We start from the raw sequence: 20815 nt of genomic DNA, 5'->3' as shown, positions 1-20815 counted from the left end.
ATAAATGGCAGGTAAAATCATTGTTGCCGGTATGGGGCCTGGAGACCCGGCCCAGGTACCGCCGGCTGTGTTGAAAGCCCTTGAAGGGATGGACAAGATATACCTGCGGACGGCGCGACACCCGGCCGTAAAGACCTTAAAAGAGCGGGGATTTAAGTGGGAATCCTTTGACAGTTATTATGAGCGGGCGGGAGATTTTGAGGAACTCTACCGGCAGATAGTTTCTACCTTGCTGCAGGAGTCCGGGGAAAAAAATCTGGCCTATGTCGTACCGGGGCATCCGATGGTGGCCGAAAGGAGTGTAACCCTGCTCCTGGAAGCCGCCCGGGCAGCCGGCGTAGATACGCGGGTAATACCGGCTATGAGTTGCCTGGATGCCCTGTATGCCACCCTGGAACTGGACCCCACCCGGGGTCTTACTGTTATCGATGCCCTGGCCCTGACGGTAAAAGGGCTGGACCCCGGCCGGGGACTTATAATTACCCAGGTTTACAACCGGCGGATAGCCTCGGACATCAAATTGACCCTGATGGACCTTTATCCCGATGAGTATCCGGTGACGGTGGCCCGGTGTGCGGGCTTATCCGGGGAAGAAAGGGTAGAAACAGTACCCCTTTATACTGTTGATCGCCTGCCCTGGATTGATCACCTTACCAGCATTTACCTTCCCCCTTATCCAGATGGACGGGACCGGACCCTGGCAGGCCTGCAAGAAATTATGGCCCGGCTGCGCGGTAAAGGAGGCTGCCCCTGGGACCGGGAACAGGACCACCGGTCGCTAAAACGTTACCTTGTTGAAGAAACCTATGAAGTCCTGGAAGCCATTGATAACGGCGATATGTATAAACTCTGCGAGGAGTTGGGAGACTTACTGCTACAGGTAGTCTTCCATGCCCGGCTGGCCGAAGAAACCGGTGACTTTACCATGGCCGACTGCTTGGAAACTATCTGTACCAAGATGCGTCGCCGCCATCCCCATGTCTTTGGCACGGCTGTTGTCAACACGGCCGGGGAGGTGCTGGCCCGCTGGGACCAAATTAAAGCAGATGAAAAGAAAAGCAGCGGCGAAGAGGAGCCTTCTGTATTAAGTGTACCCCGCGGCCTGCCGGCCCTTATGAAGGCCCTGAAGATCCAGGAGCAGGCAGCCAGGGTGGGGTTTGACTGGGATGACGTTAGCGGCGTTTGGGCTAAAGTAGAAGAAGAGCTGGAAGAACTTAGAGAGGCAGTGGCCGGCAACGAACGCCGGAAACAAGCAGCTGAAATGGGAGACGTCCTTTTTGCCCTGGTAAACCTGGCCCGCTGGCTGGGGGTTGAGCCGGAAGATGCTTTACAGACTGCGATTGCTAAATTTATGCAACGTTTTCAGTACATGGAGAGGCGGGCCCGCGAAAAAGGAGCGGTAATGGACGGGCTTTCCCTGGCAGAGATGGATGCCTTATGGGAAGAAGCAAAAAAAATTATGGAAAACAATAGTTAATGCAGGAGATTGTTGGATTATAGCGAATAAGTTTGAACAGGGCATTACCGAAAAGCAGGAGGGATTACAATTGAACAAGATGGACTTGGTTGCCAGTGTGGCAGAAAAAACCGATCTGACTAAAAAAGAAGCTGAAAAGGTAGTCAGTGCTGTGCTGGCCAGCATCGAAGAAGCCCTGGCCCAGGGCGACAAGGTTCAGCTTGTTGGCTTTGGAACCTTTGAAATTAAGGAAAGGGCTGCCCGGGTTGGGCGCAACCCCCGGACGGGCGAAGAAATTGAAATTGCGGCCACACGGGTACCTGTCTTTAAACCCGGTAAGGCATTGAGGGAAGCCGTAGCTAAATAATATGACAGAGAAAATCAGGCATTTAAGCCTGATTTTCTGTTTGGAGGTCCATTATGCGCCTGGATAAATTTCTGAAAGTCTCTCGTTTAATCAAGAGGAGAACCCTGGCCAAAGAAGTATGTGATGGCGGCGGGGTAGAGGTGAATCGCCGGCCGGCCAAGGCCGCTACAGAAGTGAAGCCCGGAGATATTATAACTTTGCGGTTCGGTAACAGGTGGCAGACGGTTGAGGTTCTAGGTACACCGGAAAGTATAGCTGCCGACCGGGCTAAAGAAATATACCGGGTCCTGGCTGAGGGAAAAGCGGGGGATAATAAGAATTTGACTTGATGCATAGCCATTAAAGCTTCCTGCCTATACTAAGGAAAAACTGAAAGGCAGGAGCAAGGATGGTTTCAAGACGTAAAGTTGTTGCAGTCATAGTCATGCTGTTATTTTTAAGCCATTTTTCGGGTGGCTGCCGGGCACCGGCCAGGCGGCCGGCTGCTCAAGAACCTACTATCTCCCTTTATATTAACCAGACCGGCGAGGTAAAGAGATTAAAGATAGAAGAATACCTGCCCGGCGTGGTGGCGGCGGAAATGGAACCCACTTGGCCCCTTAACGCCCTGGCGGCCCAGGCAATAATTGCCCGGACCTTTACCATGAAAAAGATACAGGATGGCGGCGTCAAGGCCCGCGGTACCGATGCCTCCACCAGTGTGGAAGAGTTTCAGGCTTACGATCCCTCCAAGGTCAACGAAAACGTGCGCCGGGCGGTAGAGATGACTCGCGGCCAGGTAATAAAACATAAGGGCAATTACATTAATGCCTGGTTTCACGCTTCTGGTGGCTCCCGTACGGCTGCTTCGGCTGTGGAAGGGTTGAACTTCCGTCAAGAACCGGCTCCTTACATCCAGAGTGTTCCTGATCCGGGCATGGCCATTACAACCCAGGAGAATAAAAGCTGGACGGCGACCTTTAGTACTGCGGAAATCGCCGCGGCAGTTAGGAAAGTTACCGGCCAGGACCCCGGGTCCATTACATCGGTAAGTATCGCGGCCAAAGGGCCATCGGGACGTGCTACCCAATTAAAGGTCGGGGCACTAACCGTCGATGCCCCGGCCCTGCGTCTGGCCCTGGGTAGCAACCGCTTGCGTTCAACCTTGCTGACGGATATAAGTGTGGGTAATGGCCGGGTAACCTTCAAAGGGGAGGGTTATGGCCACGGTGTGGGCATGAGTCAATGGGGCGCTAAAGCCCTGGCCGAACAGGGAAAATCACCAGTGGAAATTATTAAGTACTTCTTTAAAGATGTAGAGCTGGTCAAGGCCTGGTAGGGGCAGGCGATAGGAAACCTGGGTAAAGGCCGGATATCCGGCCTTTTTTATTTCTTTTTTAATCCCCTCATTCATATTAATATACTACCAAGACCCCATTCCGGTTACATTCACTTCCACCCCTTACCTTTATTTCCACCAGGAGGGATGGCATTATGGCCGATGGCCAGCACCAGCTCGCCGTTATCAACCGGCAAAAACTTGTTATCAGCGGCGTTCTCCATGTTCTTAATTATGATGAAGAAGAAATATCCCTGGAAACAACCATGGGGCTTCTTACAATTAAGGGCAAAGATATTAATATAAGTAATTTGAATTTGGAGACAGGGAATCTCGAAGCCAGCGGTACTGTAAATAACCTTTGCTACAGCGAGGGAAAAGGCGCCAGGGGGAAGGGTTTACTCCAGCGCCTCCTGAAATGATCCCTGTAGTTGAGCAGTGGCAAATATTTTTCGCCCTGTGCGGGGCAGGTCTCCTGCTGGCATTCGTCTTTGATTGCTACCGCGTCGGCCGTTATTTCTGGCGGCCGGGTCGTTTGCGTACCTATATAGGCGATCTATTGTTCTGGCTGATTTTTACCGTCCTGACCTTTTATTTGCTGATGCTGGTTAACTGGGGGGAGATAAGGGCCTATGTTTTTCTGGCCTTAGGTACAGGTTCCGCCCTTTATTTCGGGTTCTTAAGCCGGGGGACACGTCGTTTATTATACAGGGGTGGGCGTCTCCTGGCCGGTTTTTTGGCCTCCGGCCGTAATTTGATAAAGCAAACAATTTTTATCGTTATTATTCCCGGCCGGCTGGTTTTACAATGGCTGGGGGGCCCCCTGGCAGCTTTAAAACGGATCCTGCACCGCCATTATCCCGGGGGGCCACAACTTTGAATATTTTTACCACCGGGAGGATTTTTTCCCACAAGGGCGAATTATAAATATGTCCAATATTTGTCCACAACTTGTGTATAATTTGTGGATAAGCGTGGGGAAAAGAACGTGCAGGTGGAAATCCGCGGGGTGGAAAAACTGAGTTTCCGGGAACGCCAGGTAGTGACTTTAAAAGAAATGGGCTTCACCAATGAGGAAGTGGCGCGCCGGCTTAATTTGAGCGCCAGCAGCGTAGCCACCCTTTACCACCGGGCCCGGGCTAAAGGTTACCAGGTGGTGATTATCCTGCCCGGAGATTCTTTAAATATATTCGCAGGAGAAGAAGAAAATGGGTAAAATAGTACGGTTTCCCCATAAACGTTCTTACTGGCCGATTTTATTAGCTGGCATCACATCAATATACTTTTTTTACTGTTTTATGCGCACGGGTCTGGCCCTGTACCAGACCAATCTCCAGATCAGGGCCTACCAGGAACAAAAGGCGGGTTTGATAGCCGAAAACAACCGCCTCCAGGAACAGATTAAAGAGCTCAATAATGATAATTACATTGAAAGAATAGCCAGGGAAGAACTGGGCCTGATAAAACCCGGGGAGTCGGTTATTATCCAGGCGGTGCCGGGTCAGGTGCGCCCCTATATTCCTCCTGCTTCGGGAAATGAATTTCGTGATTAAAATTCCTCCAGGTTATTGACAAATTTCTTAACTCTTGCATATAATGTGATTAGCTCTAACGAGAACAGGAGGAATAGCATCCGTATGTCCATAACTGTGGGCACCGTAGTGGAAGGAGTGGTGAGCGGGATCACCAAGTTCGGTGCCTTTGTAGAATTACCGGGTGGCCTTACAGGCCTGGTCCATATTTCTGAAGTAGCGGATACCTTTGTAAAAGATGTAAAAGATTTTATAAAGGAGAAGGACCGCGTAAAGGTTAAAGTTATCAATATTGACGAAAACGGGAAGATAGGCCTTTCAATTAAGCGTGCGGATCCCAATTATGACGAAAACCGGCGCGGGCGCCGTCAGGGACGGGTCGCGACCTCTACTTCTTTTGAAGACAAGTTGGCCCGTTTTTTAAAGGAAAGCGACGAGCGTTTACAGGATTTAAAGCGGCATACGGAAGCTAAACGCGGCGGCCGCGGTGGACGGGGATTTTAGAATTTTATTTTAAATTTTCATATGTGTGTAGAACGTATGGGCACCTTGAGGTGCCCTTTATTTTGCACGGGGATTTGCAGGTGAAACTTTATGACATGCTATGCAGCCCTGGATATTGGTTCGAACTCCGTCCGTCTGCTGGTAGGCAGGGTGCAGGGAAATTTTGTCCAACCCCTCCGAAGTGCTCTCCGCAGTACCAGGCTGCTGGCCGGGGCGGGAAACGGGTGGTTGCAGGAGGAAGCCGTCCGGAGAACGGTAGAGGCTGTCGCCGAGCTGGCCGCCATAGCCCGGGAATACCGGCCCCGGGATGTAGTATGCATTGCTACCAGTGCCGCCCGGGAGGCCCGTAACCCGGGGCTTTTGCGCTCGGGGGTGAGGGAGCGTGCCGGGCTAGACCTCTGCATTATCGATGGCCAAACAGAAGCGCGCCTGGCTTACCGGGGCGCCCTGGCAGGACTTAAGGAGCCTGCCGGTAACCCGCTAGTTATCGATATCGGCGGCGGTAGTACGGAATTCAGCTGGCAGGATGAAGGCCGTTTACAGCTGGCAAGCGTTAAGGCAGGTGCCGTGCGGGCTACAGAAACAGCCATGTCAGGGGCGGCCATGGAAAATATGCTTGCCCCGGTAGTTGCCCGGGTACGAAAAGCAAGACCGGGGCAGGTTATTGGAACCGGCGGCACTATAACCACCCTGGCCGCCTTAGAACTCGAGCTGGAGCATTATCGACCGGAACTGGTTCACGGCATGTTTTTAACCCTGGAACAGGTAAAAAAATGGTGCCGGCGCCTGGAAGAAATGTCCCTGGCTGAGAGGCGGGAACTTCCCGGCCTGCAGCCGGAGCGGGCCGACATTATTGTCGCCGGTGTAACCATCCTGGTAATTATCCTCACCGGGCTGGCTGCGGGGGGCTTGTTAGTTAGTGAAGCGGACCTTCTCTGGGGGCTCCTGCTGGCCAGGGCTAAAGGCGAGAAACTGGCATGATAATCCAACGAATAGGGAGGTAACGGTATTTGCAGTCCTTTACTTATGTCACCGGCCGGGGCCGGTATCGCATATATTGCCGGGTTTTCGTTACTGCCGAGGGCCTTATAGCCCTGCTTATGGGCGGCACAAGGCCTCATGTGGGGGCTGTAGCCCTTTCCTTACCGCGCCCTAGTTTAAAGGGCGCCGGTACAAGTGCTACTACTTCGGTGTTAACCTGCCTGGGCCACAAGGACGATGAACTGGCCCGCCCGGCGGCAGCAAAGCTAGCGGCCGCTTTGAACTCGCCGGTAGTGGTAGTCGCCGGTGTGCATATCGACAGGGCCGCTCCTGAAGAGCTGGTCCGCCTGGAAGCAAATGTCACCCGGGCGGTAGAAGGTATCATCAAGGTGCTGGGGCGTCAATCTCGAAGCCGAGGGCCTTTAAGGTAGCTATATCAGCCACGCCGGTGGCCTTCAGCCCTTCGTGGAGCTGGAATTCCCTGACGGCCAGCTCCGTCATCAGGCCGTAGTCGCCATCGGTAGGACCGAAAATGTAGAAACCTTTTTCCCGCAGCCTGGCCTGAAGGGTTACTACTTCCGGTGATCCTGAACCCGGCCTCAGGGGACCGTTGGGCCTGGTGTATGGTCCTTTGACAATAACCGGGGTTCCTACCGGTAGCCAGGGGTAGATTTCTTCAACATCCTCGTTGTACATACGAAAGCATCCTGCGGAGGCCGCCCAGCCGATGGACCAGGGGCGATTGGTGCCGTGGATGCCGTAGTTGCCCCAGGGGACATTGAGGCCCATCCAGCGGGTACCAAAGGCCCCCCCGGCCTCATAGGCTTTTTCGATGATTTTCCATTCCCCGACCGGTGAAGGGCTGGTATATTTGCCGATAGCCACGGGGTACTGGCGGTAGACCCGGCCGTCCACCATAACGGAAAGTACGAGGCGTTCGGTATCGACGACAACTTTAAGATTTTTTCCCGGGGGCGGTGCCGGACCGGAAGAGTTGCTTGCGATGGTTATACCTTGAGCTAGGGCCAGCCAGGTTGCCGGGCCTACCTGTCCCAGGGGGTACAGCCCGTGTTCTTTCTGGAAATTAACTACGGCCCTGTTGGTGAAACTATCATAAATACCGCTCAGGGGGCCGATGTAGTAACCGAGCTGGGCCAGGCGCAACTGGAGATTGCTGACGTCCGGCCCTTGCATGGGTGGATCGGTCAGGGTTAATAACTGTTCATCATCGCAACAGGAACACGGTGCGTGGGCCCTTGCGGCCGGCGATACTAGAGATAGTATTAGGAAAATAAATATAACCTTAAAGACCGGAAACCATGGTAACCTGCTATGCAATATATTTCCCCCGCAGGAACAGATTCTTAAAATTCCTTTTACAATATCCAAGGATAATAATCCCTATGCAGCTGGCTCTTTTAAGGTTTACTGCTGGATATAGTATTTCCAGGAACCGTATATCTTTACAGCCTCCCTGCTGGTATCTGTAACCGGGTTTAGGCGGCCGGGATTGGGGGAACATTAATCAGGGAAAAGAATAAAAGCAGGGAAGGTTATTTTAATGTGGTGGGCGCTTGTCCTGGCCCTTGTTTCCGGTATAGCCATGGCCTTTCAGGGCTCCATAAATTCGGCCTTGGGGAAAATCATCGGCCTCCTGCAGGCTACCCTGGTCGTCCACCTGACGGCAACCCTGACGGTGATTCTCCTTCTTCTTACACCTTTAAATAATGGTAATTTTAGCAAGCTGCTCCATTGTCCCTGGTACCTTTGGCTGGGGGGGCTCCTCGGCGTTCTTATAACCTATGGTGTGGTGGCCAGTATTCCCAGAGTAGGCGCAGCCCTGGCCACTACGGCTATTATTGCCGGCCAGGTAACGTGTGCCATGTTAATCGATCACTTCGGCATGTTCGGCCTGGATAAAATCCCTTTTACCTGGTGGAAGGCTGCCGGCCTGGTACTGCTGGCTGCCGGCGCCAGGTTGATGCTGAATTGAGCCACCTACCCCTTGACAAAAGGGCAAGATTCAGGCATAATATCTCCTGCATGGCGGTGTAGCTCAGCTGGTCAGAGCATGCGGTTCATACCCGCAGTGTCGTAGGTTCGAATCCTACCACCGCTACCATTTTATGTCTTGGCCCGTTAGTCAAGGGGTTAAGACACCGGTCTTTCAAGCCGGTAACAGGGGTTCGAATCCCCTACGGGCCACCAGTAAAACCACCCGCAAGAAGGGGTGGTTTTTTGTTGGTTTTTTGTCGAAAAATTGTTCGCCGGTGCTGCCTGAAGATGACAAGATTTTAGCGGAAAAGGGCGTATAATAGTTGCCAGGTACTGGTAAAGGCGGTGGTTTTATGTCCGGGCAACCCGGCGTACATACTTACCGGCGGGAAGTTGAACTTACAGCAGCAGCCCGCCTGGGCCTCGACATTCTTTTCCTGGCGGCGGCATTTTTCCTGGCCCGGGGAGCATTGCTGGAAGAACTCTATCCCTTTGGGCCGGCGGCAATCATTACCGCGGGCGTGCGGCGACCGCGCCTCCTATGGCCGGTGATCTTTAGCAGCATGGCCGGCATATGGTACGGCAGCCCTGCACCGGCCTACAACTACCTGGTCCTTTTTTTATTGCTGGGGCTAATTTTTAGCCTCTATTCTTCCCTTCGCCGGGGCAGTATTTTGACCCAAGGCACCCTGGCACCGGTGACCCTTATCCTGGTCAGGGGCTTGAGCCTCACCCTCTGGCAGCCATCCTTTTATGGCTGGGTCCAGGTGATTTTTGAAGCCCTCCTGGCCTGGGGCTTAAGCCTGGCTTTTCTCCAGGCAACGGTTACAACAAGGCAGGAAGAACGCCTCCTGGGTGGTGGTTTCTTTCTTGTAGGGATAATTCTTGGCCTGCAGGAATGGCGATTTTTTAATATTTCCCTGGACGGCATCATTAGTCGTTATATTATTTTGCTGGTGTCCCTGGCAGGCGGGCCGGGAGCCGGGGCGGCGGCCGGGGCGGCGGTCGGCTTTTTGCCCAGCCTCTCCAGGCTGGTGAACCCGGCCCTGGCGGGTCTCCTCGCCTTTGCCGGTTTAATTGCCGGCTCCCTGAAAAGCCTGGGCAAGGGAGGAGTAATTGGCGGTTTCTTGTTAGCCCACCTGCTTTTAGCCAACTATTTTCTCGGGCAGGAAAGCGTCACGGAGGCTTTACAGCAAGGAGGTCTTGCTGCCCTGGGGCTGGTGGTTACACCTTCATTCCTGGTTAAGAACCTGCAACGTTTTTTTGCCGCACCGGTAAGCCTGCCGGCGACGCAAGGGAATAATAAGCAACAGGAAGCCCTCAGGCAGGCTTTAAAGAGCATGGCACGGAGTCTTAAATTTACCGGTTTTAAAGAAAGTCCCGAAGATACCGTGCGGCAGGTAGCCCGGGCTACCTGCCGCGGTTGCCCGGCCGGCAAGGTATGCTGGGAACTGGAAGGCGTGCAAATGGTAACCCTGTTGCAGGAATTATTACAAAAGGGAAGCCGTGGCAGCCTGGCAAAGGCGGATATACCGGAATGGCTGGCTTCACGTTGCGGCCGTTATCGCGAGCTCCTGGCGGCCTTAACGAGCGAGGCCGGCAAAATGCAAGCCCATCCGGGGGAAAACAGCCTGAATAACTGGCTGACCACCCTCTTTGAAACCCTGGCAACGATAATGGATTACGGGGAGGTTAAAACGGAGGCCGGAGAAAGCGCGGGGAAGGAATTACCCCGCTGGCAATTTACCATTGGTACGGCAGCTACGCCCCGCTATCAGGCAGATGTTTCCGGCGATACTTTTTTGGTGGCCAGCCTTGAACCCGGGAAGCAACTTCTGGTCCTGGGAGACGGGATGGGCGCCGGGCGTGAGGCTGCCGAAATAAGCGCTACCGCCATTGAACTGGTACGCGACCTGCTGGTAGCTGGCTTTACTCCTGAAAAGGCCCTGCAGACCGTTAATATGCTCCTCATGTTAAGAACATCCCGGGAGAGTTTTACTACGTGTGACATGACCTTGCTTGACTGCCATACCGGTATGGCTGAGTTTTATAAACTGGGAGCCTGCCCCACCTTCATCCAGCGGGACGGCCTGGTCAAAACCTTGAACAGCCGCTCCTTGCCGGCAGGAATCCTGGAGGACCTGCAGGTTGAGCCGGTGCAAGAAGAACTGCAAGAAGGGGATTTACTGGTTATGGTCAGCGATGGTGCCCTGGAAGCCCACCGGGACATTAATGAAAGGGAGAAATGGCTGGCAAAGGCTTTACAGCGGGTAGGGGATGCCCGGCCCCAGGAAATAGCCGACCGTCTTTTAAAGCAGGCGCGGGCCCTTATGGATGGCAAACCCAGGGATGATATGACCGTTATGGTAGCCAGGGTAGAAAAAGCCGGTGTATAATGTCTTTAATTTAAGGAAAAACTCACCAGATGGAGAAGGAAAAAGCCCTGTTATGCCGAAATATGGCTATATATGACCTTTTAAAGGTGGACTTTTATGCTGGACCGGGTCCGGCAGACGGTACGGCGCTACGGCCTCCTGGAACCCGGGGATAAAGTAGTGGTGGGGGTTTCCGGGGGTCCTGATTCCCTGGCGCTGCTGCACAGTTTACGGGTGTTACAGGAGGAATTTGGCCATACCCTGCATGTCGCCCATTTAAACCATGGCTTACGGCCGGATGCGGTTGCCGATGCCGAATACGTTCGTAATCTGGCCCTGAAATGGGACCTGCCGTTTACGATAGAGAGCAGGGATGTGGTAGCTTACCGGCGGGAGCACCGCCTGTCCCTTGAAGAAGCAGCCCGGGAAGTACGTTACCGCTTTCTCCGGGAAGTTGCCGCTGCAGTCGGTGGCGGTAAAATTGCCGTTGGCCACCAGGCTGATGACCAGGCCGAGACGGTTTTATTAAATCTCCTGCGGGGGAGCGGCCTTACGGGGCTGAAAGCCATGCTGCCCCGGCGCGGCCAGATAATAAGGCCGTTGCTTTTTGTTTCCCGGCAGGAAATAGAGGAATACTGCCGCCGGCAGGGATTGGAACCACGTTATGATTTCACCAACCGGGACACCTCCTTGCGGCGTAATAAAATCCGGCACCTGTTATTGCCTTTCCTGGTCAAGGAATTTAATCCTGCCATAATTAAAACCCTCGGCCGGACTGCCGTCATCCTCCAGGAGGAAGAGGAGATCCTGGCCGGCCTGGCAGAAGAAGCCTTTGCCGGGATAAAAATATGCCAGGAAAAAGGCCGTCTGGTCCTGGACCGGGAAAAATGGTTAACCCTGCCCCGGGGTATCCAGCGCCGCGTCCTGCGCCTGGCGGCTACATCTATGGAGAAAAAGGTGACCTTCGATCAGGTGGAAGGGGCCAGGGAAGTAGCTATCCGGGGCGGTACCATTACCTGGCCGGGGCATTTACGGGTAGAGGCCTGGGGGAAGGAGTTAACCCTAGTGTTCCCGGTAAAGAAACCCCGTGACATAACTTTTTCTTACCTGCTGCAGGTGCCGGGGGTCACGCCCTTGCCCGAATTAGGCCGGGCTATTACGGCCGAGTTGGCCGAGCCGCCTTCCACATTTAAAGGTGGAGAAGATGAAGCCTGGCTGGACTGGGAGAAAATAGATAAACCCTTACTCGTCCGCAACTGGCAACCGGGGGATTATTTTCGTCCCCTGGGGCTTAACGGCAAGAAAAAACTCCAGGATTTTTTCAGCGATATTCATTTACCGGCAGCCAGGCGCAGCCTGGTACCATTACTTGTAAGCGGCCGGCGTATTGCATGGGTGGCCGGATTACGCCTGGCCGAAGATTTTAAAATCACGCCGGCAACCCGCCTGGCCCTGCATTTAAAATTGGAACCCTGGCCGTAAAAATTTTAAGGGAAAACTTAAATTGCAATCATATTTACCGTATGTTACAATATATACCTATAGGATGCAGGGCGGGGTAAGAGGAGGATGACCCGTTGAATCGAATTTTTAAGAACCTGGCCGTATATCTACTCATTGTATTAATGGCTATTTCCATTATCAGATTATCGACGCCCGCAGAGCGAGCCGTGGAAGAATGGGATTTAACTCGCTTTTTCCAGGCGGTAGATCAGGGCCAGGTTCAGGAAGTTACTTTAACACCCCATGACGGTATTATTAAAATTGATGGGATGTTGAAAAATAACACCAGGTTTACAGTAAATGCGCCTGCGTCGGTCAACCTGATCGACAGGCTTACCGAAAAAAATGTTGCCGTTAAAGCCCAGCTGCCGCCGCAACCGCCATGGTGGACGAATTTGCTGGGAAGCCTGCTGCCGATTCTCCTCCTGGTAGGCCTGGTAGTCTTTATGATGCAGCAGACCCAGGGGGGCGGCTCGCGGGTGATGCAGTTCGGCAAGAGCCGGGCGCGCCTGCTTACCGATGAAAAACGCAAGGTCACCTTCAGCGACGTTGCCGGCGCCGATGAGGCCAAAGAGGAACTGGAAGAAGTTGTAGAGTTTCTGAAAAATCCCCGCAAGTTTAACGAACTGGGGGCAAGGATCCCCAAGGGTGTCCTTCTTTTTGGCCCCCCCGGGACGGGTAAGACTTTGCTGGCCCGGGCTGTTGCCGGGGAAGCAGGGGTACCCTTTTTCAGCATCAGCGGCTCCGATTTCGTTGAAATGTTTGTCGGCGTGGGAGCCTCCCGGGTACGGGATCTCTTTGAACAGGCTAAAAAGAATTCACCATGTATAGTCTTTATTGATGAGATTGATGCCGTGGGCCGCCAGCGGGGCGCCGGCCTGGGTGGCGGTCACGATGAGCGAGAACAAACCTTAAACCAGCTACTGGTAGAAATGGACGGCTTTAATGCCAATGAAGGGATTATTATTATCGCGGCAACCAACCGGCCCGATATCCTGGACCCGGCCCTCCTGCGACCGGGGCGGTTTGACCGCCAGATAGTAGTAGATTTGCCCGACGTTGTTGGCAGGAAGGAGATTTTAAAGGTCCATGTCCGGGGTAAACCCATTGATGAGGGTGTAGATCTTGATGTCCTGGCACGGCGTACCCCGGGTTTCACCGGCGCCGACCTGGCCAATCTGGTAAACGAAGCAGCCTTGCTGGCCGCCCGGCGCGGTAAGCGCAAGATTGGTATGGAAGAGATGGAAGATTCCATTGAGAGGGTTATAGCCGGCCCGGAGAAAAAATCGCGGGTTATCAGCGACTATGAAAAAAGGCTGGTGGCCTATCACGAATCCGGCCACGCCCTTCTGGGCCATTACCTACCCCATACCGACCCCCTGCATAAAGTTTCTATTATCCCCCGCGGGCGGGCCGGGGGTTACACCCTGCTCCTGCCCAAGGAGGACCGCCGCTACATGACCAAGTCCCAGATCCTGGATCAAGTGACCATGCTCCTGGGGGGGCGGGTTGCCGAAGCCCTGGTGCTGAAGGAAGTTAGTACCGGTGCCCAGAATGATCTGGAACGGGCTACAGAACTGGTGCGTAAAATGATTACCGAATTCGGCATGTCTGATGAACTGGGGCCCCTGACCTTTGGCCGCAGGCAGGAAACGGTCTTCCTCGGCCGGGATATTGCCCGGGATCGTAATTATAGCGAAGCTGTGGCCTTTTCCATTGACAAGGAAGCCCGCCGCATTATCGATGAATGCTACAACCGGGCCAGAGAATTTCTCCAAAAGCATATGGCCGAGCTGCACCTGGTAGCCAAGGCTTTGATGGAAAAAGAAACCCTGGAAGCCGAAGAATTTACGGGCATTATTGAAGCCTATAACCGGGAGAACAACCCGGAAGGAAATATGCAGGAAAAACGACAAAAAGAAGACCTGCACCCGGAAGCCACCGGCCAGGCCGGAATTGAAAACACGGCAGGCGATGGTCCTCATAAGGAATCGCTTATTAAATTAACTTACTTTCATTGTTTGAAAGGAGTATGGTAGTGGAACGCACCTTTGCCATGATTAAACCCGAAGGGGTGGAGCGGGGCCTTATCGGGTCTATTATCAGCAGGTTCGAGTATAAAGGCTACCGGATCGTGGCCGTGAAAATGCTGCGCCTGACGCCGGAACTGGCAGCCAGGCATTATGCCGAGCACCAGGGTAAACCCTTTTACCAGGAACTTATCGACCATATTACGTCGGGTCCGGTGGTAGCCATGGTTTTGGAAGGCCCCGGTGTTATAGCCGGTTTACGACAGATGATGGGCCCCACTAATCCTAAGGACGCTCCTCCCGGCACTATCCGCGGGGATTATGCCCTTGAGGTAGGCAAAAATGTCATTCATGGTTCGGATTCCCCGGCCAGTGCGGCCAGGGAAATAGCCCTTTTTTTCACCCCCGGCGAGTTGGGGGTAGAACAGGCCGGGTAACCGGCTTTTTTCTTTAGTGGAGGGAAAAAGTTTTATGAAGGCCAGTGAACGACGGCAGAGGATTTTGGAACTTTTGGGTAATAACCTGCCCCGTAAAGGTACCGAGCTGGCTACCCTCCTTGGCGTCAGTCGCCAGGTGATTGTCCAGGATGTGGCCGTATTAAGGGCGGCGGGATGCAATATCCTCGCCACTCCCCAGGGCTATCTCCTTCCGGGTACGGATACCCGCTTGCGGCGTATTTTTGCCTGCCAGCACGACCTGGCCGGATTGGAACGTGAGTTACAGATAATAGTTGATTGCGGCGGGAAAATAATCGATGTCGTGGTTGAACACCCCCTGTACGGGGAAATCCGCGGTTACCTGATGATCGCCTCCCGTTATGATGTCCAAAAATTTGTGAGCGATTTAAAAGCCAGCGGGGCGCGGCCCCTCTATACCCTTGTGGGCGGCGGCGCACACCTGCATACCGTGGAAGCAGCCGGAGAAGATATTCTAGATAGGATTGCCGGCAACCTCGCCAGGGAAGGTATTCTACTCGAATAAGCATCAAGGGTTGGGCGCAAAGGATGGTGAAGAAGGGTGAAGGGCCTGGAATATACCCTTTATCTCAGTACCGACGACGTCCGGGTGGCCCACCACTTGGCACACATACTGGAACAGAAAGGAGAGGGCTTCATTGTTGCCAGGGGACAGGAGGCCGGCCCATATACTGCCGTGGCAGTCAACGTCCTTGACTGGCGGATGTTTCCCCTGCTGCGGGTCCTGGAGACGATCCGTGCGGCTGCCAGGTCCTTTAACGTTCAGGTAAGGCGGGGTGATTTAGGACCTGCGCCCCTGGACGCCATTCTAGAAGTGGCCAGGGAGGTTCTCTTGCTTGACCGGCCGCCGGTTATAACCGGACCTGACCCCGGCGAGAGGCCAGGTTAATATTTTGTTTTCTTATAGAATCTAAAAGACAAAATTTAATTATTTGTTTTTTAGAAAGAAAGGTATATAATTATGAATGATAGGCCGGGCGGGGACATGCTCTGGTTAACTAAATAATTTAGTTAGTGGGGGTAGCAGGAGAATTAAAGTTTGTATAGAATTTCACTATTAACCACTTTATTGGATGTACATTTTTTTGAAATGGGAGGAGTGTTCAAATTGGCCAGTATACCCAGCGATATTGAAATCGCCCAGGCGGCCAAGATGAAACCTGTTATGGAACTGGCCCGGGGCCTGAACATCGAGGAAGATGAAGTGGAACTATACGGCAAGTATAAGGCTAAAATTTCCCTTGATGTTTACCGCCGGTTAAAGGACAAACCCGATGGCAAGCTTATTCTGGTTACGGCCATTACCCCCACGCCTGCCGGTGAAGGTAAAACTACCACCAGTGTAGGTCTTACAGACGCCCTGGCCCGCCTGGGCAAAAAAGTCATGGTTTGCCTGCGGGAACCCTCCCTGGGGCCCAGCTTCGGCATTAAAGGTGGCGCTGCCGGTGGCGGTTACGCCCAGGTTGTACCTATGGAAGATATTAATTTACACTTTACCGGCGACATTCATGCTGTTACCTATGCCCACAACCTGCTGGCGGCCATGGTAGATAATCACCTGCAGCAGGGCAACGCTTTAAACATTGACCCCCGGACGGTTACCTGGCGGCGGGTTATTGACCTGAACGACCGTGCCCTGCGCAATATTGTCATCGGGCTAGGTGGAAAAGCCAATGGTGTACCCCGGGAGAGCGGCTTTGACATCTCGGTAGCCTCGGAAGTCATGGCCTGCCTGTGCCTGGCCGGCGACCTCATGGATTTAAAGGAGCGCTTCCGCCGCATAGTCGTTGGGTATACCTATGACGGCAAGCCGGTAACTGCCGGTGACCTGGAAGCCCACGGTTCAATGGCCCTGCTCATGAAGGATGCCATCAAGCCCAACCTGGTCCAGACCCTGGAGAATACCCCGGCCTTCATCCACGGTGGTCCTTTTGCCAATATTGCCCATGGCTGCAACAGTATAGTCGCGACCAGGACTGCCCTTAAGCTCGCCGACTACGTAGTAACCGAGGCCGGTTTCGGCGCCGACCTGGGGGCGGAGAAGTTTTATGACGTCAAGTGCCGCTATGCCGGTCTCAAACCCGACGTTACCGTCATTGTCGCCACCGTCCGCGCCCTCAAAATGCACGGCGGTGTACCGAAGGGGGAACTGGCCAACGAAAACCTGGAAGCCCTGCGCCTGGGCTTTGAGAATCTGGAGAAGCATATCGAAAACGTTGGCAAATTCGGGGTACCGGCCGTTGTGGCCATTAACGCCTTCCCCACCGACACGGAAGCGGAACTAAATCTCCTCTACGAACTGTGCAACAAAGCCGGTGCCGAAGTGGCCCTGTCCGAGGTTTGGGCAAAGGGCGGTGCCGGCGGCGTTGAACTGGCGCAAAAAGTTCTCAAAACCATTGAAACAAAACCTTCTAACTTCCATCCCCTTTATGAGCTCGAACTCAGCATAAAGGAAAAGATTAATAAAATCGCCACGGAGATTTACGGCGCCGACGGGGTAAATTACACAGCAGATGCCGATAAGGCCATCGAGCGCTTTGAAGCCATGGGTTACGGCAGGTTGCCGGTAGTCATGGCCAAGACCCAGTACTCCTTCTCTGACGATATGACCAAACTGGGGCGGCCACGGAACTTTACCATTACCGTCCGTGAGGTAAGGCTCTCGGCCGGGGCCGGCTTTATCGTTCCCATTACGGGTGCGATTATGACCATGCCCGGCCTGCCCAAGCGTCCGGCTGCCTGCAATATTGATATTGACGCCGACGGCGTTATTACCGGGCTGTTCTAAAAATACAGCGCTGCAGTAAACTTTAGGCCTGGCCCCACCCCTTGCGGTGGGGCTTTTGCGTGCAGGTATAGCGGGTGGTATAATAGAGCGGGGGAGATGATGCATGTGTCCTGGCAGGAAACTATAGAAATAATCAGCGTCCTTGATGCGGCGACGGCGCAAAAATTGATGAAGGAGATTGGCGTCGAGGGCCGGGGTATTGAATTGATGGTGCCCAAGGCCCTGCACTACTGCCTCAAGCTAAAAGATGTGCCGGCCAGGGCGGCCAACATCTTAAAGCAAGAAATCCTGGCCCGGGGCGGTGAGGCGGCCATGGCGGCAGGTGTAGCAGGCTGGGCCGTTGATAGTACCGATGTTCTCATCTTTGCCACCAGGCGCCAGCTGGAGCTCCTGGTAGAAAAACTACCCCAGCAATACTTTGGTTTAGGTAAGCTGGCCAACACGATTCAGGATGCCCTGGATAAATGGGAAAAGACCGGCATTAAGGAGATCAAATGCCCGCGGGGGCCCCTTATCCTGGGCCGCCGGACCCTGGTCATGGGGATTATTAATGTAACACCGGACTCTTTTTCCGACGGGGGCCGCTTTTTTGACCCCGGCGCAGCAGTGGAGCATGCCCACCGGCTGGTAGAAGAAGGAGCCGATATTATTGATATTGGAGGGGAGTCAACCCGTCCCGGTCACGAGCCGGTGCCGGCCGAAGAAGAATGGCACCGCCTGGAACCGGTTTTAAAGCGCCTGGTGGCCGAAATCAAAGTCCCTATTTCAGTAGATACGTATAAGTCTATTACAGCCCGGCGGGCCCTGGACCTGGGCGTTGACATTATTAATGATATCTGGGGCTGCCGGGGTGATGCAGATATGGCAGCAGTTTGCGGCCGTTACGGGGTCCCCGTTATTATCATGCATAACCAGCAGGGCACTGCTTACCGGGATTTAATGTTTGAAATCCTTGCTTTCTTGCAAGAAAGCATACGCCTGGCAGAAGAAAATGGAGTACCTCCCACACAGATTATCATCGATCCCGGCATCGGTTTTGGGAAGGATTATTACCAGAATCTACAAATAATGGGTCGCCTTGGGGAACTAAAGGTGCTGGGTAAACCCATCCTCCTCGGCACTTCCCGGAAGTCACTGATCGGTAAGACCCTGGATTTACCGGCTGACCAGCGCCTGGAAGGAACGGCAGCTACGGTAGCCCTTGGCATAACCCAGGGCATCGATATAATTCGGGTTCATGACGTCAAGGCCATGGTACGGGTGGCCAGGATGGCCGATGCCATTGTGCGCGGTGTTAACTGAAAGTTAAAGCCGTTCCTATTGCCCTTTAAAAATCCTTAAGGTAAAATGGAGGGGCAAGAGCAGGCGAAAGGGAGAGGGGTTTTGGCTTTAAGAAGATGGTTAAAAGCGGGTGATTATTACCTTTTTTATTACATTAACCGGCGCTTGCAGTGCCCTTTCCTGGACCGGACCATGCCCAGGATTACCTTGCTGGGAAGCGCCACTTTCGGGCTGGCCCTTTCCCTGGCTGTTGCCCTGCTGGGCCGGGAGCAGGCCCGGCTGGCCGGCTGGCAGGCCTTACTGGCCCTGGCGGGCAGTCATCTGGTGGTCAAAGTATTTAAAAGCCTGCTGGGCCGGTGCCGTCCTTACAAGGTTCTCCCCGGGGCCCGTTACCTGGACCGTCCCTGGCAGGATTTTTCATTTCCTTCAGGGCATACAGCTGCCAGCTTTTCCCTGGCCGTAATTTTTGCTATGCATTTTCCACTTCTCACGTGGCCGCTCATGGCGGCGGCCGGTTTAACGGGAATCAGCCGTATGTATGTAGGAATGCACTATCCCTCCGACGTCCTGGGCGGGGCGGCGGTGGGGGCCTTTTTTGCCTATGCAGTCCATACCTGGCCCTGGTAATGAAAAAAGCTGGACCCGGACCTGGGGGTTAACATTTATATGGTACAAACAAAAATTAAGGTTACCAATTTGAATTTTTACTATGGGTCCAAATGGGCTCTAAAGGATATTAGCATGGAAATTAAATCCAATTCCGTTACAGCCCTCATTGGACCTTCGGGTTGCGGCAAGTCTACTTTTTTGCGCACATTAAACCGTTTAAACGACCTCATTGAAGGAGCGCGGCTTTCCGGGGAAATCCTTCTGGATGGGGAGAATATTTACGCTCCGGACGTTGATGTTATCAATTTACGCAAACGGGTAGGCATGGTTTTCCAGCGTCCCAATCCTTTTCCCATGTCTATTTATGATAATGTGGCCTACGGTCCCCGTATTCACGGCATTAAGAGCAGGGAGAAACTCGATGAGATTGTCGAGCGGAGTCTCAAAGCAGCAGCCCTCTGGGAAGAAGTGGCCGACCGCCTGCGGCAGCCAGCTTTAGGATTATCAGGCGGACAGCAGCAGCGCCTGTGCATTGCCAGGCTTTTGGCCGTTGAGCCGGAAGTTGTTCTCATGGATGAACCTTCCTCGGCCCTGGATCCTGTTTCCACGCTAAAGATCGAAGAACTTATCCGGGTTCTTAAAGAAAAATATACCATTATTATTGTGACCCATAATATGCAACAGGCGGCACGTATCTCTGACTATACAGTCTTCTTCCTCAACGGAGAGATGGTGGAATACGACAATACGGAAATTATTTTTACCAGGCCTCGTGACCAGCGTACGGAGGATTATATCACCGGTCGTTTCGGTTAGAATACCCTTTAACTTACAACCTATATCTTTTTAACTTGATAAAAGTCGTACGGGGGAGGTGAAGTGAATATAATGGATGGTAATAGAAGTACAGGAGGGCAAGCAATGGCTTCCACAACCAGGCAGGGTTTTCAACAGTCCCTGGAAGATTTGCAACAGAACATCCTGCGTATGGGGAGTATCGTCGAGCAAGTTATTGCCAAGTCAGTGGAGTGCCTGGTCAGGCAGGATGCCCGCATGGCCGCCGAAGTAGTTGAAGGCGATGTCGTTATCGATGAGATGGAATTACAGATTGAAGACCAGTGTTTAAAGCTTATTGCCACCCAGCAGCCTATGGCCAAGGATTTGCGCAAAATTGCCGCCGGGTTTAAAATTATTACCGATTTAGAGCGTATGGCCGATTATTCTGTTGATATTGCCCGTATAGCCCAGCGTATCCTGGAAACCGGCCAGCCTTTGATCAAGCCTTTAATTGATATTCCCCGTATGGCGGAATTAGCCCAGGTGATGGTCAAGCAGTCCCTGGATGCTTATGTCAGGGAAGATATAGAATTGGCCTATACGGTAGCCAGGGCCGACGACCAGATCGATATGCTCCACAACCAGGTTTTCCGGGAATTGCTGGTCTTCATGATGGAAGATCCTAAAACCATCACCCAGGCCACCTACCTGCTTTTTGTCAGCCGTTACCTGGAGCGGATAGCCGACCATGCTACCAATATTGCCGAGGAAGCCATTTACCTGGCCACCGGCGAACGTAAAGAGTTAAACGATTAAGACCCGG

At 53.3% G+C, this 20815-nt stretch carries 24 protein-coding genes and 2 tRNA genes; 25 read left to right on the top strand and 1 reads right to left on the bottom strand.

The genetic code is table 11. The features are described 5' to 3' along the window. Nucleotides 1-4: 4 nt before the first annotated feature. The 11 genes from yabN to lpdD all read left to right on the top strand — a co-directional run bounded on the left by yabN (nucleotide 5) and on the right by lpdD (nucleotide 6589). Nucleotides 5-1477, top strand: coding sequence for a bifunctional methyltransferase/pyrophosphohydrolase YabN (yabN, locus tag NWF31_RS11755; protein ID WP_258360693.1), 1473 nt, complete (start codon nucleotides 5-7; stop codon nucleotides 1475-1477). A 79-nt stretch (nucleotides 1478-1556) separates the two neighbouring features. Further along, entirely contained in the window at nucleotides 1557-1823 is a 267-nt protein-coding gene (locus NWF31_RS11750; RefSeq protein ID WP_422880282.1) for an HU family DNA-binding protein, read from the top strand. A gap of 53 nt (nucleotides 1824-1876) precedes the next feature. After that, a complete protein-coding gene (locus NWF31_RS11745) occupies nucleotides 1877-2152 on the top strand; it encodes an RNA-binding S4 domain-containing protein (protein ID WP_258360691.1) in 276 nt (91 codons plus the stop codon). A gap of 59 nt (nucleotides 2153-2211) precedes the next feature. Next, nucleotides 2212-3141: a SpoIID/LytB domain-containing protein gene (locus NWF31_RS11740; RefSeq protein ID WP_258360690.1), complete on the top strand. Its 930-nt coding sequence runs from the start codon at nucleotides 2212-2214 to the stop codon at nucleotides 3139-3141. Between the two features lie 155 nt (nucleotides 3142-3296). Then, entirely contained in the window at nucleotides 3297-3563 is a 267-nt protein-coding gene (gene yabP / locus NWF31_RS11735; RefSeq protein ID WP_258360689.1) for a sporulation protein YabP, read from the top strand. After that, complete coding sequence (gene yabQ, locus NWF31_RS11730; protein ID WP_258360688.1) at nucleotides 3560-4021, top strand: spore cortex biosynthesis protein YabQ; 462 nt, start codon at nucleotides 3560-3562, stop codon at nucleotides 4019-4021. The genes yabP and yabQ overlap by 4 nt, the downstream gene beginning before the upstream one ends. Before the next feature lie 108 nt (nucleotides 4022-4129). Next, nucleotides 4130-4357 carry a sigma factor-like helix-turn-helix DNA-binding protein gene (locus NWF31_RS11725; protein ID WP_258360687.1) on the top strand — a complete coding sequence of 76 codons (228 nt, stop codon included), beginning with the start codon at nucleotides 4130-4132 and terminating at the stop codon, nucleotides 4355-4357. Continuing rightward, nucleotides 4350-4694, top strand: coding sequence for an FtsB family cell division protein (locus NWF31_RS11720; RefSeq protein ID WP_258360686.1), 345 nt, complete (start codon nucleotides 4350-4352; stop codon nucleotides 4692-4694). Before NWF31_RS11725 ends, NWF31_RS11720 begins: the two co-directional genes overlap by 8 nt. 84 nt (nucleotides 4695-4778) lie before the next feature. Next, nucleotides 4779-5177 carry a S1 RNA-binding domain-containing protein gene (locus NWF31_RS11715; protein WP_258360685.1) on the top strand — a complete coding sequence of 133 codons (399 nt, stop codon included), beginning with the start codon at nucleotides 4779-4781 and terminating at the stop codon, nucleotides 5175-5177. Nucleotides 5178-5267: 90 nt separating this feature from the next. Beyond that, entirely contained in the window at nucleotides 5268-6158 is an 891-nt protein-coding gene (locus NWF31_RS11710) for a Ppx/GppA phosphatase family protein (protein WP_258360684.1), read from the top strand. Nucleotides 6159-6187: 29 nt separating this feature from the next. Beyond that, nucleotides 6188-6589 (top strand): prenylated flavin chaperone LpdD, encoded by a 402-nt coding sequence (gene lpdD / locus NWF31_RS11705; protein WP_258360683.1) that lies wholly within the window; start codon nucleotides 6188-6190, stop codon nucleotides 6587-6589. On the opposite strand, the gene NWF31_RS11700 is transcribed toward lpdD, so the two are convergent. Next, complete coding sequence (locus tag NWF31_RS11700; protein ID WP_258360682.1) at nucleotides 6543-7496, bottom strand: L,D-transpeptidase family protein; 954 nt, start codon at nucleotides 7494-7496, stop codon at nucleotides 6543-6545. The two genes, lpdD and NWF31_RS11700, sit on opposite strands and share 47 nt — an antisense overlap. Before the next feature lie 223 nt (nucleotides 7497-7719). On the opposite strand from NWF31_RS11700, the gene NWF31_RS11695 reads away from it, so the two are divergent. From NWF31_RS11695 to phoU, 14 genes are all read left to right on the top strand, one after another. Further along, a complete protein-coding gene (locus NWF31_RS11695) occupies nucleotides 7720-8151 on the top strand; it encodes a DMT family transporter (RefSeq protein ID WP_258360681.1) in 432 nt (143 codons plus the stop codon). Between the two features lie 52 nt (nucleotides 8152-8203). Further along, a tRNA-Met gene (locus NWF31_RS11690) sits at nucleotides 8204-8280 on the top strand. Between the two features lie 11 nt (nucleotides 8281-8291). Then, nucleotides 8292-8366, top strand: a tRNA-Glu gene (locus NWF31_RS11685). Between the two features lie 140 nt (nucleotides 8367-8506). After that, nucleotides 8507-10549 (top strand): SpoIIE family protein phosphatase, encoded by a 2043-nt coding sequence (locus NWF31_RS11680; protein WP_258360680.1) that lies wholly within the window; start codon nucleotides 8507-8509, stop codon nucleotides 10547-10549. Nucleotides 10550-10645: 96 nt separating this feature from the next. Further along, nucleotides 10646-12010: a tRNA lysidine(34) synthetase TilS gene (tilS, locus tag NWF31_RS11675; protein ID WP_258360679.1), complete on the top strand. Its 1365-nt coding sequence runs from the start codon at nucleotides 10646-10648 to the stop codon at nucleotides 12008-12010. Between the two features lie 95 nt (nucleotides 12011-12105). Further along, nucleotides 12106-14070, top strand: a complete 1965-nt coding sequence (gene ftsH / locus NWF31_RS11670) for an ATP-dependent zinc metalloprotease FtsH (protein ID WP_258360678.1) — start codon at nucleotides 12106-12108, stop codon at nucleotides 14068-14070. Beyond that, entirely contained in the window at nucleotides 14070-14498 is a 429-nt protein-coding gene (ndk, locus tag NWF31_RS11665) for a nucleoside-diphosphate kinase (protein ID WP_258360677.1), read from the top strand. The genes ftsH and ndk overlap by 1 nt, the downstream gene beginning before the upstream one ends. Nucleotides 14499-14532: 34 nt before the next feature. Continuing rightward, nucleotides 14533-15042 carry a transcription repressor NadR gene (locus tag NWF31_RS11660; RefSeq protein WP_258360676.1) on the top strand — a complete coding sequence of 170 codons (510 nt, stop codon included), beginning with the start codon at nucleotides 14533-14535 and terminating at the stop codon, nucleotides 15040-15042. 36 nt (nucleotides 15043-15078) lie between these two features. Next, on the top strand, nucleotides 15079-15426 hold the full coding sequence (locus NWF31_RS11655) for a hypothetical protein (protein ID WP_258360675.1): 348 nt from the start codon (nucleotides 15079-15081) through the stop codon (nucleotides 15424-15426). 228 nt (nucleotides 15427-15654) lie between these two features. Beyond that, entirely contained in the window at nucleotides 15655-17325 is a 1671-nt protein-coding gene (locus NWF31_RS11650) for a formate--tetrahydrofolate ligase (RefSeq protein ID WP_258360711.1), read from the top strand. A gap of 105 nt (nucleotides 17326-17430) precedes the next feature. Further along, nucleotides 17431-18627: a dihydropteroate synthase gene (gene folP, locus NWF31_RS11645; protein WP_340674379.1), complete on the top strand. Its 1197-nt coding sequence runs from the start codon at nucleotides 17431-17433 to the stop codon at nucleotides 18625-18627. An 81-nt stretch (nucleotides 18628-18708) separates the two neighbouring features. Then, on the top strand, nucleotides 18709-19233 hold the full coding sequence (locus NWF31_RS11640; RefSeq protein ID WP_258360673.1) for a phosphatase PAP2 family protein: 525 nt from the start codon (nucleotides 18709-18711) through the stop codon (nucleotides 19231-19233). Between the two features lie 39 nt (nucleotides 19234-19272). Further along, nucleotides 19273-20031, top strand: a complete 759-nt coding sequence (gene pstB / locus NWF31_RS11635) for a phosphate ABC transporter ATP-binding protein PstB (protein ID WP_258360672.1) — start codon at nucleotides 19273-19275, stop codon at nucleotides 20029-20031. A 105-nt stretch (nucleotides 20032-20136) separates the two neighbouring features. Continuing rightward, complete coding sequence (phoU, locus tag NWF31_RS11630) at nucleotides 20137-20808, top strand: phosphate signaling complex protein PhoU (protein ID WP_258360671.1); 672 nt, start codon at nucleotides 20137-20139, stop codon at nucleotides 20806-20808. Nucleotides 20809-20815: the final 7 nt, after the last annotated feature.

This window comes from Neomoorella sulfitireducens (genome assembly GCF_024733845.1).
GTDB lineage: Bacteria > Bacillota > DSM-521 > Neomoorellales > Neomoorellaceae > Neomoorella > Neomoorella sulfitireducens.
Note: the sequence above shows the minus strand (reverse complement) of the source record. Positions and strands in the feature narration are given on the sequence as shown.